This window comes from Glutamicibacter sp. NPDC087583 (assembly GCF_044743685.1).
Taxonomy (GTDB): Bacteria; Actinomycetota; Actinomycetes; order Actinomycetales; family Micrococcaceae; genus Glutamicibacter.
The window spans coordinates 442,656-457,567 of sequence record NZ_JBIUWY010000001.1 but is presented as its reverse complement, the minus strand read 5'-3'; the positions used below and the strand labels follow the sequence as shown (position 1 = coordinate 457,567).

The following is a 14,912-nucleotide window of genomic DNA, read 5'->3' as shown; positions in this document are numbered from 1 at the left end:
TGGGAAGAGCTCCTTCTGTTTTCAGTTCTGGCGTTGTTGCTTGCGCAGCACTCGCAAGGAGCACAGCAGGGCAATCACGGATGGAATAACCATTCCATACATCCACAAGGCCGAGGCCAGCGTTGGCCCGGGCAGGTACTTGTAGTACTCCATGCCCAAGATCAGCTGGTCATCGCCCACATAGGAAATCAGGCCAACGGTCACATAGCAACCGATGAACCCCAGCGCACCGGCCCACAGCTTCGATGAAGAAACCGCAGCCCAGTACACCAGAACTCCGAGCAGGAGCCAGGCCAGACCCACACCCCAAACCAGCGGGATGTCGTTTCCGACATAGCTGATGGAGGCGTGGATTGCGGTCCCGAATAATCCTGCTGCCACGGCGGCAACAACACCGCGCCAGAGCACGGAGAAGTTGCTGCCGAGGGATTTGCGCTTATTAGGAGCGAGCGCGTGCACGGGTAGCCTTGGCACGGTCGTTGGCGTTCAGCAGAACCTTGCGGATGCGGATGGCTTCCGGGGTAACCTCAACGCACTCGTCTTCGCGAGCGAATTCGAGCGACTCTTCCAAGGTCAAGTTACGTGGTGGGGTCAGGTTCTCGAACGAGTCCGAGGAAGCAGCACGCATGTTGGTGAGCTTCTTTTCCTTGGTGATGTTCACGTCCATGTCGTCGGCGCGGGAGTTCTCGCCGACGATCATGCCCTCGTAAACCTCTTCGGTTGGCTTCACGAAGAAGTTCATGCGCTCCTGCAGGTTGATCATCGCGAATGGAGTCACAACGCCTGAACGGTCGGCAACGATCGAACCGTTGATGCGGTATTCGATTGGGCCTGCCCATGGCTCGTAGCCTTCAGCCAGCGAAGCAGCAATGCCGGCGCCGCGGGTTTCGGTCATGAAGCGGGTACGGAAGCCGATCAGGCCACGTGCTGGAACCATGAATTCCATGCGAACCCAGCCGGTGCCGTGGTTAGCCATGTCGGTCATGCGGCCCTTGCGCGATGCCATCAGCTGGGTGATAGCACCCAGGTACTCTTCAGGCACGTCGATGGTCATGCGTTCCATTGGCTCGTGAACCTTGCCGTCAACCATCTTGGTAACAACCTGTGGCTTGCCAACGGTCAGCTCGAAGCCTTCACGGCGCATCTGCTCAACGAGGATGGCCAGTGCCAATTCGCCACGGCCCTGGACTTCCCAAGCATCTGGACGCTCGGTAGGCAGGATGTTCAGCGAAACGTTGCCGATCAGTTCCTTGTCCAGGCGATCCTTGACCTGTCGTGCGGTGACCTTGGCGCCCTTGACCTTGCCAGCCAGTGGCGAGGTGTTGATACCGATGGTCATCGAGATCGCAGGTGGATCAACGGTGATCAGTGGCAGTGGCTTAGGGTTCTCAAGGTCGGTGAGGGTCTCGCCGATCATGATGTCTTCGATACCGGCAACTGCAACGATCTCGCCTGGACCAGCTTCGTCAGCTGGAACGCGGGTCAAGCCCTGGGTGGCCAGCAGTTCGGTGATCTTGACCTGCTTCATGGTGCCATCCTGGCGGGCCCAGTTAACCTGCTGGCCCTTGCGCAAGGTGCCGTTGATCATGCGCAGCAGCGCCAGGCGGCCAAGGAATGGCGAAGCGTCAAGGTTGGTGACGTGGGCCTGCAGGACTTCACCTTCGGTGTAGGTCGGTGCAGGAACGTGCTTGATGATGGTCTCGAACAGTGGCTCAAGATCTTCGTTGTCCGGCAGGGTGCCATCGCCAGGCTGGTTCATCGAAGCGTAGCCGGCCTTGCCCGAGGCGAAGACGACAGGAACGTTCAAGATTGCGTCCAGATCCAGATCCGGAGCTTCGTCAGCCAAGTCCGAAGCCAAGCCCAGCAGCAGGTCCATGGAGTCGGAGATGACGCCATCGATGCGGGAGTCGGGACGGTCGGTCTTGTTGACCACGATGATCACTGGCAGGTTGGCGCTCAATGCCTTGCGCAGCACGAAGCGGGTCTGCGGGAGCGGGCCCTCGGATGCGTCAACGAGCAGAACCACGCCGTCAACCATGGACAGGCCGCGTTCCACCTCGCCACCGAAGTCGGCGTGGCCTGGGGTGTCAATGACGTTGATGGTCATCTTCTTGCCCTCGGCTGCTGGGCCGTTGTAGAACACGGTGGTGTTCTTAGCAAGAATGGTGATGCCCTTCTCGCGTTCCAGCTCACCTGAGTCCATCACGCGATCTTCGGTTTCACCATGGCTGTCGAATGCGCCAGTCTGCTGGAGCATGGCGTTGACGAGGGTGGTCTTGCCGTGGTCAACGTGCGCAACGATGGCTACATTGCGAAGTTCATCGCGAGTAATGGTGTTTGCTGACATGCGTGAAGGCTCACTTCCGCTCGAAAATTTGGGTCTGTGGAGTCGGGGCCAAAGTCGACCCAACAATCCAGTTTACGCGCTCGAGACTCATAGTCTGTTGATCTGTGTCAGAACATACAGGAATTTCATGTATCTGTCGCAAAGAATTCAGCGGATTAACCGCGTTGGCATCCAAAAACGCAGCTTGCTAGGCCCAAAGTTGACTTCAATTTCCGGGAGTTCAGCGTCAAGCAAGCCGCCGCATTTTTCTATGGTGGATTTTGAACCGATGTTATCGGAATCACAGGTAACCAGCGCATGTTCAATTCCTGATTCGCGAAGTTCCTGCAACCCGAATTTGCACAGTTCCTGTGCCACACCACGGCGACGATACTCGGGAACTACACCATAGCCGATATGTCCGCCGACCTGAAAAAGGCTCTCGTTGATTTCATATCTGACGGAAACCCGGCCCACCAGGTCCCCCTCGTCAAAGGCGGCGAACAGCGCCGAGCGAACCCAGCCTTCTGGAATGTGCTCGCCTCGGCGCCCTGCCTTCATCCGGTAGATATAGTCCTCCCAGTCCTCGGCTGCAGACCAAGTCGGCAAGAACTCGAAGTCTTCGCGAAGCATCAAGTGGTGGGCGTCGATTGCCTGCTGTTCGTCCTGGCTTTCCAATTCACGGATCTCCAGCGTCTTTCCCAACGTCATAGCGCCAGTATGCCAGAGCGCCTCCACTTCCCACCGGTGAATTGCGCGCCAAAGATGCGCCTGAGCCCTAGTAGGCCACCTGCTGGCCCCGCACTTGCCTGGCCCATTCCACGGTTCCGCCGCTGAGGCTGTAGACGGCAATGCCTGCATCCCGACCGGACATGGTGATCCGCGCTGCCTGCTGCGAACGGGCACCGGTTTTGCACACGAATACGACCGCCGAAGCGCTGTGCGCGAGCTTTCCCAGTCCCCGTTCTTTGAGCTGCGCGAGCGGAAGGTGCTGGCTGTGCGGGATCGCTATGATGTCGCGTTCCCAGGATTCGCGCACATCCACCAGCAATACCGGTTCTTCCGTTTCCAGCTCCGCTAGCTGCTGAACCGTGAGCTCCGGGACATGCCCTTCGGCAGCGCAGGAAACCGGCTGGTACTCCCCCAGCCCGGTCACCGGCTCACGTTGCGGATCCCTGGCGAATTCGAGGGTCCGCACAGTGGCTTCCAGCGCATCATAGAGCCAGAGCTTGCCGCTCAGGGTGGTCCCGATTCCGGTAATGAGCTTCAGGGCTTCGGCGCACATCACCGAACCGATAACGCCGCACAGTGCGCCGAAGACTCCTCCTTCGGCGCAGCTGGGCACGGAGTCCGCGTCGGGGATTTCAGGAAAAAGATCACGCAGCATCGGGCCGGTGCGCGGATCGAAGACGGACACCTGCCCGGAGAACTGGACGAGGGTTCCCCACACCAGCGGGGTGCCGGTGATTTCCGCGGCATCATTGGACAGGTACCGCGTGGCAAAGTTGTCGCTGCCGTCGATGACCAAGTCGTATTCACTGAAAAGCGCCACGGCGTTGGATTCATCCAGCTTTTCATCCACGGTGATGATCTGGACGTTCCGGTTCTGCTCGTGGGCCATCCGCCGCACCGAATCCACTTTCAGGCGCCCTGCATCCTGTTGCCGGTGCATGGTTTGTCGTTGCAGATTGGACAGCTCGACGGTGTCATCGTCGATGACCCCGAGGGTGCCGATTCCCGCAGCGACCAGGTAGCTGGCAATGGGACTGCCCAGGCCCCCGGCTCCGATAACCAGCACCTTGGCGTTGGCGATGCGGCGTTGCCCTTCTTCTCCCACCCCGGGCAGGGACAAGTGCCGGGAGTAGCGCGCCAGCTCTTCCGGTTCCAGCTCCGCGCCGGGTGCTACCAGGGCTTCCCGGCTCACGAGAAGTCACCGACCAGGGTTTGCATCATGCCTTCGTCCGGCGAGGAGGCCAGTGCGGTATCGCGGCGCGGGATCCGGCCAGCGAGCCGCGCGGCGCGCCCGGCACGCACAGCATCCTTCATGGCCCTGGCCATGAGCGGCGCGTTGTGCGCCCGGGTCACCGCGCTGGCCAGCAGCACCGCGTCGCAGCCGAGCTCCATGGCCAGGGCCGCATCCGAGGCGGTGCCCACCCCGGCGTCAAGGATCACCGGTACCTGCGCGCGGGAGACGATGGTGGAAATATTGTGCGGATTCAGGATCCCCAGGCCCGAGCCGATCGGCGCTCCGGCCGGCATGATTGCCGCAACCCCGGCGTCCTGCAGGCGTTGGGCAAGTGCCGGATCATCATTGGTATAGGCGAAGACCTGGAACCCGTCGGCCACTAGTTGCTCGGTGGCCGCATGCAGTTCCAGCGGGTCCGGCAGCAGCGTGTGCTCATCGGCAATGACTTCGAGCTTGATCCAATTGGTTTCCAGAGCTTCACGGGCCAGGTGCGCGGTGAGGATCGCATCGCGGGCGGTGAAGCATCCAGCGGTGTTGGGCAGCGCAATCACGTTGTTGCGCTGCAGCAGTTCATACACGTTGCCTGCGCCGGCCGCCGAAAAGTGGCGGATGGCCACGGTGGTCAGCTCCGTTCCGGAGGCCTGCAGGGCGCTTTCCAGGGAGGTCAGCGAACTCGCTCCCCCGGTGCCGAGGATCAAGCGCGAGGACAAGGTGCGTCCGGCGATCTGGAATGGGTCGCTGTGGATGTCCAGCTCGGTGATGTTGCGCGTTTCCATGCCTAGCCTCCCTGGGCCGCGGTAACGAGTTCAATGCTGTGCCCTTCGGCCAGCAGGTAGCTATTCCAGGCGCTGCGTGGAACGACAGCGCCATTGACGGCGGCGGCAACTCCGAGCTTGCTGCCGTCAGCGGCCACCGAGTTGGCGTCCAGTTCCTTGCCGATTTGCGTGCTGATGAATTCGCGAAGGGTGGTTCCTTCGTCCAGGTTCAGTTGCCGTGAATTGAAATTAATGCCGATGCTTGTCATGGTTGCTGCTCCGTTCGGTGAGCGGTCTAGGTTGCGTTGGCAAAGCGGTGGGGATCCACAGCCTGGTGCAAGGGGTGGGATTGGTGGCCGTGGGCGAGATCCGCAGTGAGCGTTGCGCCCAGCGGAGCCAGCAGCACGCCGTGCCGGGAGTACCCGGTGCAGAGCAGCAGCCCTGGATCAAGGCGTCCAAGCAGCGGCCGGTCATCTGGCGTGGCGGGACGTGCCCGGGCCGTTGCCTCGTTCAGCGTGTAGTCGCTGATGCCGGGGACCAGCTTTCTCGCGTTGTCCAGCAGCAGGTGCATCGCGCCAATGTTCACCGCTTGTTGCCGGTCTTCACGGACGCTGGCGCCAAGGACGAGGCTGCCGTCCCTTCTCGGCACCAGATACACCTGTTCCCGGTGCACGAGGCCGCGGATGGTGCGGGTGATGAGCGGCGGGCCTGCTGGTCCCTGGATCCGGAGGATGTCCCCGTAGACCGGGCGCAGCGGAAGTTCGTTCAAGCCATCGAGGGTGCCAAGACCGGTGGCCACGATGGTCTGCTCCGCTTCGAGGATTCGGCCCGATGCGGTCCGCACAGCGGTGGTCCGCTTCCCGTCGGTCACCAGTGCCTGCGCCCGTTCCTCGACCAGGTGCGGACGCAGATGCTCCAACAGGATCTTGACGATGGATCGAGGGTCGACCTGGTGGTCATCTTGGCACAGGACCGCGCCAGCAATATTGGCGGCCAAGGCTGGTTCGAGCTTGCGGGCTTGGCTGGGCAGCAGCTTTTGCGCTGACAGGCCGAGGGATATCTGCAGTTCGGCCAGCTCGTGCAGGGCTTCGCGGTCCGCAGGCTCTGCGGCGACAACGAGCGTGGAGTTCTGCAAGTAGTCCGGGCGTTGCCCGGTGGCCGATGCGATGCGCTCGATGAACTGCGGATAGGCGGCATTCGAGGCGGCAAGCAGCTGGTGCAACGGGCCATTGCCCCAGACCGTTTCAGCTGCCGGGGCCAGCATTCCTGCTGCCGCGTAGCTTGCACCTTGGCCGGGTGCCGGATCGATGAGGGTGACGGTGTGTGCGCGTGATTCCAGCTCGAACGCGACGGCCAGGCCGATTATCCCGGCGCCAACAATGTTGACATGCACAAGGGCACGCTTCCTTCCTACGGCGGCATGACCCGCATCAGGTGTAGCGGTCGGCTCGGTGCCCTCTCAGCCTGGTCGATTCAGGCTCCCGCGGATTACAGCGATTATAAGCATGATGCAGCTCATAAAGTCGAACTTCATTGAACGCAGTTCCGTCATCTTCTGTGATGTACTTGCTGACATGGCATTCCATGACTTCCCTATCGTGCTTCCCCAAGGTTCTGCGCTATCCAGCACCATCATCTCGTTGGAGCAAGAACTCTTGGAATCCAGCCAACGCCATAGCCAGGAGCAATTGCAGCGGCGCTTGCATCCTCGGTTCGCCGAGGTGGGAGCCAGCGGGCGAGTCTATGATCGCGAGGCCATCATTGCCCAGCTGGCCCGGGAGCCGGCACGGGATGCCGGGGCGTTGAAAGTCGAAAGCCCGGTGGCTCTCCAGCTTTCAGACCAGCTGGTGCTGCTGCGCTGGAAGCTGCTCGCCGGTTCCCCCAGCGAACGCAGTTCACTGTGGATCCATGAGCAGGGCCGCTGGCAGCTGCTCTTCCACCAGGGCACGGCCGCCGCTCATCCGCAGCCATCTGCAGGACCGGAGGAAGCCGTGCATGCCGGCGGTGAATTCTCGGTGCGCCGGCTGCGCCTTTCGGATGCCGAAGCGGTCTACGAGGCATTTTCCTCGAACCCCGACATGTTGCGCCAAGGCGACGCCGATTCCCCGCAAAAGGCTGAGTCGTATGTGCGCGCACTGCTGGAGGCCGGGGAACGCCAGCAGGCGTTGGCCGTCGCATATCGGGATCGGCTGGTGGGACTGGTGTGCGGTACGGTAGACCCGGCCAATCGGAACGCGTGGATTTGGTATTGGATGAACCAGAATTACCGGGGCCGGTCGCTGGCCACCCGCGCCGTGGCAACCTTAGTGGATTACCTGTTCGACGAGCTGGGACTGTACCGCTTGGAGCTGGGCTTGCGGGCAAATAATCCCGGGTCGAAGCATGTGGCAGAAAGCAACGCCTTCCTGCACGAAGGTGTCGAACGGGGCAAATTCCTGGTTGCCGGAGAACGCATCGATGTGCACACCTACGCACGGTTGCGTACCGATGGCGGCTCTGCGGTCATGCCCTTGCCGTGGGGCACGCAGCAGTAGCTTGGCGGGCATCAAAAAAGTCGCGGAATCCGGTCTTGGATTCCGCGACTTCTTATCTGTCCCTCAGGTTTTGTGATGCGTGGTTAGATGCCTGGGCTCGATGCCGGTGGCGTCGAGTCCGGGCCATTGGTGGTCTGTTGGGCCTCCATCTTTTTCAGCGTGCGGGCCGCAGCATCACGACCGCCGAGGCCAAAGGCCAGAGCCGCTGCCAATGCTGCGCCAATGACGATTGCGCCGAAGGCCATGTTGATGATCGAATCGGCGATACCCATGTACTTCAGGCCCATCGCCACGAACAGCGCAATTGCCGTGTAGCGGATGATCTTCGAAGCAGTAGTGTCACCCAAGAAGCGGCCAATGACGTTGGCGATGACGAAACCTGCGGCGATAATTGCTGCGCCGAAGAGGATCTTGCCGCCCAAGGCCAGGATCTCATTGAGGATATTGGTGATCGCTGGGAAGTTCAGCATCTGGGCCGCCATCACACCGAAGAACAGCACGATAGCAATCTTGACGATGCCAGCGATGATTCCCGAAGCGCTCTTGCCCTCGGGAACTACGCCCCACTGGGCAACAACAGTGTCGGTACCCACGCCGTGGAGGGTGGATTCAAGTAGCTGCCCGACGAACTTGGCAATCAGGATACCCACGGCCAAGAGCGCCAAGGCCATGATGACCTGCGGGATTGCGGTGAAGACCAGCTGCAGCATCTGCTGGGCAGGTACCGAAATTGCCGCGATGCCCAGAACCTGCAGGGCTGAAATTGCGACGACTAGCAGGATCAAGGCGAAGACGATGTTGGCAATGATGTCAACGATCTTCGCTTGGGATTCGCGAGACTGAACTTCATCTACTGGTTCGTTGCCTGGGGTGACCTTGCGGACCAGTCCGCTAAAATCGACAGTTCCCAAACCGGTCCTCAGCAGCTGGCGAACAATATTCGCGATGACGTAGCCAATGAAGAAGATGAAGCCCGCACCGATGAGGTTGGGGATGAAGGCCATGACGCCGCCGAGCATGCCCTGCACCGGCGATAGCACTTCGGATAGAGCGAAGACTTGCAGGATTGCCACGAGGCCGAAGAGCCAGACAATCAACCCCGCGACCTTGCCCAGGGATTGGCCTATTTGTTCTCCGTCATTGCCCTGCTTTTGCAGGAACTTCACCCTGTTCACCAGTTTGGCGGCAGCCCAACGAACTATGCGTGCAACTAGCCACGTAATGATGAGGATGATTAGCGCGATGCCAACCTTTTGTAGCATCGACGCCCAGTCGATATTGCCTAAAACGTTCTCAGACTGCATTGCTGCTCCTTCAACGTAGGGACAATCCGACCCTACGATGAAGGTTCTCCGCTGACTAGGGCAAAGACCCATGCTCCCAGCTTGAATCATTGGACTTTCACAGCTCGAATTGCGAAAAGCTGACTATATCCCGATGGATTCAACGAATTCCGAACAATAAGGCCCTACCGACAACCGATCCACGCAATATTAGAAAGTTCGCGGCTGCGTCCAAACCCGTGAATTGCCATGGAAGCTATTGCGGATTCAGCCATTGATCTTTATCAATCCGGGAATTACCGGAAGTCCCGCTACCTAGTTGATGACTTCGCTCCGCACGGAAGCACCCAGTTCAACGGTGCGGGAGACGGTGCAGTATTTGTCATGCGAAAGCTTGACGATGCGCTCCACCATGCTGGCTGCCTTGCGGCCTTCCTCGGTGTCGGGGAACTTCAAATCGAAACCAAGATGAATGTCCTCCATCCGGCTCGCCGAGTTCTCAGAGACCTTGTAGCCGCCCGCTTTGACTTCGAATTTCTCAGGCTCGCTTCTCCTGGTGGTCGCCACATCAACATCAATTGCGGAACACCCTGCGATGGCAGCAAGCAGCAACTCCACCGGGGTTAGCAACCCTTCGCCCTGGCCGAATTCTAGGCTGGCTCCCGATTCGAGGCTGGTGGCCTTGTACTTGCGTGCCTCGACGCGTTCGATGCTGACTTCACGGATCTCACGGCTATTTTCACTCATGAAACTATCGTGCCACGATCCAGGCTGAAGACTACACGTGGCGCAATACGACTCGTTGCGGCGACGATGCAGATTCCCCGGGCACAGGCACGAATCCGCAGTCGCCAAAGAACGCAATGGCAGGCTGGCGCTGGCAATCGAGATGAACGCTGATCCCGGGAATGCTGGCGATGATTTCATCCAGCAGGATGCGGCCCACACCCTTCTGGCGATCAGTGTGCCTCACCCAGAGCAGTTCGATGCGTGTACTGCTCCATGCCGCAAAGCCAACAATGCGTCGACCATGCTGGGCAATCCTGACTGAGACCGATTGGCTATAGACAGCTTCCAGGGCGACGGCCACCGCATCAATATCAGCAGCCGAGAGGAAGTCTCCCCGGCGTTCCACCGAACTGCGCCAAATGTCGAGCAGGTCAGGCACTTCATCTACGCTCGACAGCTCGCGCAGCAGGAGAGTCTCTTCCATGCCATATTCCTTCATGCTCAAGCGAATCCGTACTTGCTGATTCGAAATGTAGCCGGGTGCCAGCGATTCCTCAAGTTTTCATGGATCGTTGCGGCACACCAGCATGCGGTTTTTCCCCGGCTTAAGCCGGCTCGTTCATGCGGCCCGTGCGGTGGGCCCAGTCCCGCAATTCGGCCGCGGCCTGCTCGGGCTGCTCAAGGTGCACGTTATGCCCTGCAGAATCAAGCACGCGGATCCTCATCGAGGGGTACCGGCGCGATAGCTGCTCGGGATCCCGGTATCCGGTGATGTGGTCTTGTTTCCCGCACAGGATGGTTACCGGAATATCCAGCTGGCGTTTACGCTCCACGGGCAGAGGATCCAGGAAGTAGCGCTTGGATAGCTTGGCCATAGAGCGCAAGTTCGCGCAGTCCAGCCCGGGTAGCACCCACTGCGCGAAGCTCTGCCACGCCTGCTGCGATTGCACCACGGCAATATCGGAGAATTGCTGTGCTTGGCGGGGATCTATCCGGGCCAACAGCCCGGGATCCTCTACGACTACCTGCGCTTCGGGCACAGTGCGCCGCGAGGCATCGGGAAAGACCACTGGGGCCAGGAGGAATAGTCCTTGGGTCTGGCCGGGAAACCTGTCGGCCATCTCCTGGCAGAGCAAGGCGCCAAGGGAGTTGCCCAGCAGTGCGAACGGCCCCTCTCCCGCGGTTTGCCTGATCAGTTCCTCCAACCAGTTTGCAAGTTCTGGCAGTCCCCCGGGGTTCCCTAGCGGTGGACAGGTTCCGAAGCCGGGCAAGTCGACGTAGTGCAAGTCGAAGATCTGCGCGTTGGCCAGCTCTGCTTCCAGCGGCTTGAGGATACGGTGGTCTACCCCGTTGCCATGCACCATGAACAACGGGATCCTGCTCTTTGGGGCTACTCGCATTTCACCGTGCTCTTCTCCTGTGCCTCGCGCTGGCTCGCAGCGTAGCTGATCATCCATTGGCCAGCTACGTAGGTGAGCATAATCCAGAATCCCATTCCGGGGACATCGATATCCGCAAATGAGCGCAGCGCGATCAAGGAATCGGAGAGGAAGAATATTGCGCCGCCGAAGCCTGCGATCGGACCCAGCCCGGTACTGAGGATGGCCATCATCATCAATGCCAAGCCATAGATGATCACCGGGGCGAGCAGCACTCCCGCACCGGGTGAGCAGAGGACCAGCAGCAGGGCAAATGCGGCAAGATAAGGAAGCGGCATCCACCAATGGCGCAGTATCGAAGATTTCCAGTATCTTGCCAGAGCGGCGATGTAGAAGAACTGCGCAACCAGGAATGCGCTAACCATGGCCAGGAATGCAGAATCGCCGTCCATGAACCGGGGCAAGGTGTCACCGACCCAGGAGAAGAAAAGGGCTATGAGCACCAGCCGGATCAGTGTGCCACGCGGCGAGGTGGTGAGGGCGAGAACCGTTCCTGCCAACAGCGGCATCAGCAGGATCTGCGTGGCGTCCGCCAGCAGCCCCGAAGGCCAGAACAGTTGTGCCAGCAAATGGGTGGCAGTTGCGAGCAGGAGCGCCAGAGCCGCGATCCCGCGGCGTGACTGCCCCGGGATCACCGCAACGGTGTGCTCATTGCCTAGGTGTGGTTGCACTTTCTTCCTTGGGTAGTGCCGATAATTGCGTTTAGCGGCCTCGGAGCGTTGCCGGATCCGTCACCGGTTGGAAGCCGACGGGGCCAGGACGCAGAATTCATTGCCCGAGCGGTCCTGGAATACCCGCCATGGCAGCGTACCCCACGGACGGTCCAGTTCCTTGCCGCCCAATGCGCAGATGATTCCCAACGCGTCCTCCATGCTCTCGGCCTGTTCGAGACGCAGGTCCAGATGGATCGCATTCTTCCCCGCAGTCTTGGGTGAAGCTTCCCGGACAAGGACCAGCCGCGGGCCCGCGCCTGATGGATGAGCCAGAACCACTGGAGACCGCGCAACGATGTCCCATCCCAGCAGCTGCTTCCAGAATTCTGCATCTCCGGCCGGGTCAACGCAGGCCAGTTGCAGGGCTTCAAGCACCAAGCCGCTTGCGTCCTGGTCGTGGGCACGGAGCAGAAATTCGTTGCCTGCGGCATCGAGCCTGGACTCCATGGCATGCCGGTGCCGATCGCCAAGGCGTTCGCTGAAATGGGTGCCGGATCCGAGGATCAGGTGCACGCGCTGTTGAGCACGGTCCGGGTTCCGGACAGCGGGGAAGCACAAATCCAGGTATCTCGGTCCCGCCAGCTGCAGTCGGGTTTCATAGCCGTCGGCGTTATCGGTCAGCATCTGGCACTTGAGCAGGACCTCCCAGAATTCCCCTTGCTGTTTCGGGCTTTCGGCATCGAAGACGATATTTTCCCAGTACATGCTTCCAGCTTACCGCTGGGGTGATTCCGGTCACTTCGCGCATTCGTTGAACCGGCCAATAATATCCACATATGGAAATTGATTATCGTTGACTTAGGCAATGGAAACAAGAATTCTTTTCGCAGGATTTCCATAAGAATTAGTTGCAATGCTAATTTCTAACACCATGATGACATGCTTGAATTTGAGCAAGTTGTTTATCTTAGTGCCATTAATTCCAATTCCAAGATTCTCCTGGCGGAAATTGGAGCATTTTCCGCCGGTATTATGTTGCCATGAGCAACACGGATTTTCCCCACCTGATGTCAGAAGGCCGGATCGGGCCTATGAGCACCGCCAACCGCATTGTCCTTCCCGCTATGGACATGAACGTTTCCGAAGGCGGTGAAATCGAGCAGTCGGAAATCGACCACTATGTCGCGCGTGCCGCCGGCGGAGCCGGACTTGTCATCACCGGCGCATGCGCTATCGCCTTCCCTTACGGAGCGGCCTCGATGAAAGAACCGGGACTGTCAGAGGACAAATACATCCCGGGCATCAAGGCACTGGCCGACGCCATCCACGCTGCAGGCTCCAAGCTGTGCATCCAGTCCACCCACCATGGCAAGGTAGCGCGCGTAGACACCGCCAACGGACGTCCAGTCATGGCGCCGAACAAGCCGGACTACAGCTACTCCATGAGCGCGCTGGCCGACTGCACCCCCGAGGAACTCGCGAAGATGGGTGCTGCCACCAAGGGCAAGCAAGCCAGCTACCACGAGATGGCCCAAGAGGACATCGACTGGCTGATCGCCGCATGGGCCGACGCGGCAGAACGCGTAGCCAAGGGCGGAGCAGACGCCATCGAGATCCACGCGGCGCACGGATACATCCTTGGCGTCTTCTTGAACCAGCGCGATAATCTGCGCACCGACCAGTACGGCGGCTCGCTGGAGAACCGTGCCCGCCTGGCCTGCCAGGTCATCGCCGCCGTCAAGGAACGTGTGGGAGATTCCTTGGCGATCCTGGTGCGCGTAGCCGGAGAGGAATACGGCCAGGAAGGCGCGTTGAGCCTTGCCGAATCCATCGAGGCGTCCAAGATGTTCGAAGCCGCAGGCGCTGACGGCATCCACGTGACCGGTTGGGGACGCAACCCCTTCGACAACTTCACCGACGGGCCGCTGCCGAACAAGGTCGGGGCCTACCTGGAGAATGCCGCAGAGATCAAGAAGCATGTTTCCATTCCGGTGATCGCCGTGGGCCGCATGCTCCCGGACATTTCCGAGAAGGCGATCGCCCAGAACAAGGTGGACTTCGCTGCCATGGGACGCCAGCTGCTGGCCGACCCGGAGCTTCCCAACAAGCTGCGCGACGGAAAGCTTGACCAGGTGCGCCCATGCATCAATTGCTACCTGTGCGTGGCGGAGAACTTCTTCGATGACACCCCGTTCTGCGCAGTGAACCCGGCACTGGGTAACGAGAAGCTGCTGCCGTTGAAGCCGGCAAGCGCCTCGAAGCATGTGGTTGTCGTTGGCGCGGGCCCTGCGGGCATGGAGAGCGCACGCGTGCTCACCGAGCGCGGGCACCGGGTGACCATCGTCGACAAGGCCGACCGCTTGGGCGGAACCATGTGGTTCTCCACCATGACCACCCCGGATAACGAGCGTCTGCTGCGCTGGTTGAAATCCGAGCTCAAGCGCCTGCGGGTTGCGGTGAAGCTCAATACCCCAGCCACCGCGGAAACCATCCGCGGGCTGAACCCCGACCACGTCATTGTAGCTACCGGCGCCGTGCGCCCGAAGCCGGACATGCCAGGCGGCGACCTGCCCAACGTGCAGACCGGCGACACCCTGCGCGCCATGATGCTGGGTACCGCTACAGCCGAGGAAGCCGGACTGGTGCTGAGCACCATGGGCAAGCTCGGACGGCTCTCGGGCTTGACCAAGTCCCCGGAATTCGTCCGCCAGTTCACCAAGTTCTGGCTGCCGATGGGCAAGGACGTTGTAGTCATCGGCGGCTCGCTGGTGGGACTGGAACTGGCCGAGTTCCTGGCCGAGCGCGGCCGCAACGTCACTCTGGTCCATGAGAGCCAGCAGCTGGGCTTGCCGCTGGCCATGCCGCGCCGCTGGACCGCCGTCAAGGAGAATCTCGCGCATGGCGTCAAGATCCACCGCAATGTCTCGGTCACCCGCATCACCGAGAAGACCGTGGAATGGACCGAAGGCGAAGAGCAGTTCAGCGCCCCGGCCGACATGGTCATCTACGCCGATGGCACCACCAGTGCCGCGCCGGTAGCCGATCAGCTGCGCGGTGCCGGATTCAGCGTCGATGTCATCGGCGATGCCAGTGCGGTCAACTACATCCACGGTGCCGTGCATTCTGCGTGGAAGGCCACCGCCAACCTGTAGTCCGATGCAACTTGCACGCCCATAGGCAGCGGGCCAGCAGCATCCGGCGGATGCTGCTGGCCCGCTGCCTGTCGC

The 14,912-nt window shown here is 60.5% G+C and carries 15 protein-coding genes and 1 riboswitch; of the genes, 2 read left to right on the top strand and 13 right to left on the bottom strand.

Annotated elements, in window-relative coordinates; all coding sequences use genetic code 11:
* Positions 1-21: 21 nt before the first annotated feature.
* From ACIOU9_RS02260 to thiO, 7 genes are all read right to left on the bottom strand, one after another.
* Positions 22-459, bottom strand: a complete 438-nt coding sequence (locus ACIOU9_RS02260) for a hypothetical protein (RefSeq protein ID WP_402695956.1) — start codon at positions 457-459, stop codon at positions 22-24.
* Positions 440-2,347 (bottom strand): translational GTPase TypA, encoded by a 1,908-nt coding sequence (gene typA, locus ACIOU9_RS02255; RefSeq protein ID WP_105657542.1) that lies wholly within the window; start codon positions 2,345-2,347, stop codon positions 440-442. Before typA ends, ACIOU9_RS02260 begins: the two co-directional genes overlap by 20 nt.
* A 147-nt stretch (positions 2,348-2,494) precedes the next feature.
* Entirely contained in the window at positions 2,495-3,037 is a 543-nt protein-coding gene (locus ACIOU9_RS02250; protein WP_181148843.1) for a GNAT family N-acetyltransferase, read from the bottom strand.
* Between the two features lie 67 nt (positions 3,038-3,104).
* Positions 3,105-4,250, bottom strand: a complete 1,146-nt coding sequence (gene moeB / locus ACIOU9_RS02245) for a molybdopterin-synthase adenylyltransferase MoeB (protein WP_402695954.1) — start codon at positions 4,248-4,250, stop codon at positions 3,105-3,107.
* Entirely contained in the window at positions 4,247-5,068 is an 822-nt protein-coding gene (locus ACIOU9_RS02240) for a thiazole synthase (RefSeq protein ID WP_402695952.1), read from the bottom strand. The genes moeB and ACIOU9_RS02240 overlap by 4 nt, the downstream gene beginning before the upstream one ends.
* 2 nt (positions 5,069-5,070) lie before the next feature.
* Positions 5,071-5,316, bottom strand: a complete 246-nt coding sequence (gene thiS, locus ACIOU9_RS02235; RefSeq protein ID WP_105657546.1) for a sulfur carrier protein ThiS — start codon at positions 5,314-5,316, stop codon at positions 5,071-5,073.
* A 26-nt stretch (positions 5,317-5,342) separates the two neighbouring features.
* Positions 5,343-6,440, bottom strand: coding sequence for a glycine oxidase ThiO (gene thiO / locus ACIOU9_RS02230; RefSeq protein WP_402695950.1), 1,098 nt, complete (start codon positions 6,438-6,440; stop codon positions 5,343-5,345).
* Positions 6,438-6,542: riboswitch (TPP riboswitch) on the bottom strand. (Overlaps the previous gene by 3 nt.)
* Before the next feature lie 79 nt (positions 6,543-6,621).
* Between thiO and ACIOU9_RS02225 the strand changes: the two genes are divergently transcribed.
* Positions 6,622-7,581 carry a GNAT family N-acetyltransferase gene (locus ACIOU9_RS02225; RefSeq protein WP_402695948.1) on the top strand — a complete coding sequence of 320 codons (960 nt, stop codon included), beginning with the start codon at positions 6,622-6,624 and terminating at the stop codon, positions 7,579-7,581.
* 83 nt (positions 7,582-7,664) lie between these two features.
* Here the strand turns inward: ACIOU9_RS02225 and ACIOU9_RS02220 are convergent, their stop codons facing one another.
* The 6 genes from ACIOU9_RS02220 to ACIOU9_RS02195 form a co-directional block, all read right to left on the bottom strand.
* Complete coding sequence (locus ACIOU9_RS02220; RefSeq protein ID WP_332594813.1) at positions 7,665-8,885, bottom strand: mechanosensitive ion channel; 1,221 nt, start codon at positions 8,883-8,885, stop codon at positions 7,665-7,667.
* Positions 8,886-9,179: 294 nt separating this feature from the next.
* Complete coding sequence (locus ACIOU9_RS02215) at positions 9,180-9,611, bottom strand: OsmC family protein (RefSeq protein ID WP_105661525.1); 432 nt, start codon at positions 9,609-9,611, stop codon at positions 9,180-9,182.
* 31 nt (positions 9,612-9,642) lie between these two features.
* Positions 9,643-10,077 carry a GNAT family N-acetyltransferase gene (locus ACIOU9_RS02210; protein ID WP_166650724.1) on the bottom strand — a complete coding sequence of 145 codons (435 nt, stop codon included), beginning with the start codon at positions 10,075-10,077 and terminating at the stop codon, positions 9,643-9,645.
* Between the two features lie 121 nt (positions 10,078-10,198).
* A complete protein-coding gene (locus ACIOU9_RS02205) occupies positions 10,199-10,993 on the bottom strand; it encodes an alpha/beta fold hydrolase (protein ID WP_181149016.1) in 795 nt (264 codons plus the stop codon).
* A complete protein-coding gene (locus ACIOU9_RS02200; RefSeq protein ID WP_208294235.1) occupies positions 10,984-11,703 on the bottom strand; it encodes a lysoplasmalogenase in 720 nt (239 codons plus the stop codon). Before ACIOU9_RS02200 ends, ACIOU9_RS02205 begins: the two co-directional genes overlap by 10 nt.
* Before the next feature lie 60 nt (positions 11,704-11,763).
* The gene (locus tag ACIOU9_RS02195; protein ID WP_400342142.1) at positions 11,764-12,450 is read right to left on the bottom strand and encodes a VOC family protein; all 687 of its coding nucleotides are present in this window, start codon (positions 12,448-12,450) and stop codon (positions 11,764-11,766) included.
* 275 nt (positions 12,451-12,725) lie between these two features.
* Here ACIOU9_RS02195 and ACIOU9_RS02190 point away from each other — a divergent pair, with 275 nt between their 5' ends.
* On the top strand, positions 12,726-14,837 hold the full coding sequence (locus tag ACIOU9_RS02190) for an NAD(P)/FAD-dependent oxidoreductase (protein WP_332488599.1): 2,112 nt from the start codon (positions 12,726-12,728) through the stop codon (positions 14,835-14,837).
* Positions 14,838-14,912: the final 75 nt, after the last annotated feature.

Bases quoted from the DNA above. Each gene is read 5' to 3' on its own strand.
- ACIOU9_RS02190 (WP_332488599.1), top strand. From the start codon at position 12,726: ATGAGCAACACGGATTTTCCCCACCTGATGTCAGAAGGCCGGATCGGG.
- ACIOU9_RS02195 (WP_400342142.1), bottom strand. From the start codon at position 12,450: ATGTACTGGGAAAATATCGTCTTCGATGCCGAAAGCCCGAAACAGCAA.
- typA (WP_105657542.1), bottom strand. From the start codon at position 2,347: ATGTCAGCAAACACCATTACTCGCGATGAACTTCGCAATGTAGCCATC.
- ACIOU9_RS02210 (WP_166650724.1), bottom strand. From the start codon at position 10,077: ATGGAAGAGACTCTCCTGCTGCGCGAGCTGTCGAGCGTAGATGAAGTG.
- ACIOU9_RS02250 (WP_181148843.1), bottom strand. From the start codon at position 3,037: ATGACGTTGGGAAAGACGCTGGAGATCCGTGAATTGGAAAGCCAGGAC.
- ACIOU9_RS02215 (WP_105661525.1), bottom strand. From the start codon at position 9,611: ATGAGTGAAAATAGCCGTGAGATCCGTGAAGTCAGCATCGAACGCGTC.
- ACIOU9_RS02205 (WP_181149016.1), bottom strand. From the start codon at position 10,993: ATGCGAGTAGCCCCAAAGAGCAGGATCCCGTTGTTCATGGTGCATGGC.
- ACIOU9_RS02220 (WP_332594813.1), bottom strand. From the start codon at position 8,885: ATGCAGTCTGAGAACGTTTTAGGCAATATCGACTGGGCGTCGATGCTA.
- ACIOU9_RS02225 (WP_402695948.1), top strand. From the start codon at position 6,622: ATGGCATTCCATGACTTCCCTATCGTGCTTCCCCAAGGTTCTGCGCTA.
- ACIOU9_RS02240 (WP_402695952.1), bottom strand. From the start codon at position 5,068: ATGGAAACGCGCAACATCACCGAGCTGGACATCCACAGCGACCCATTC.
- thiS (WP_105657546.1), bottom strand. From the start codon at position 5,316: ATGACAAGCATCGGCATTAATTTCAATTCACGGCAACTGAACCTGGAC.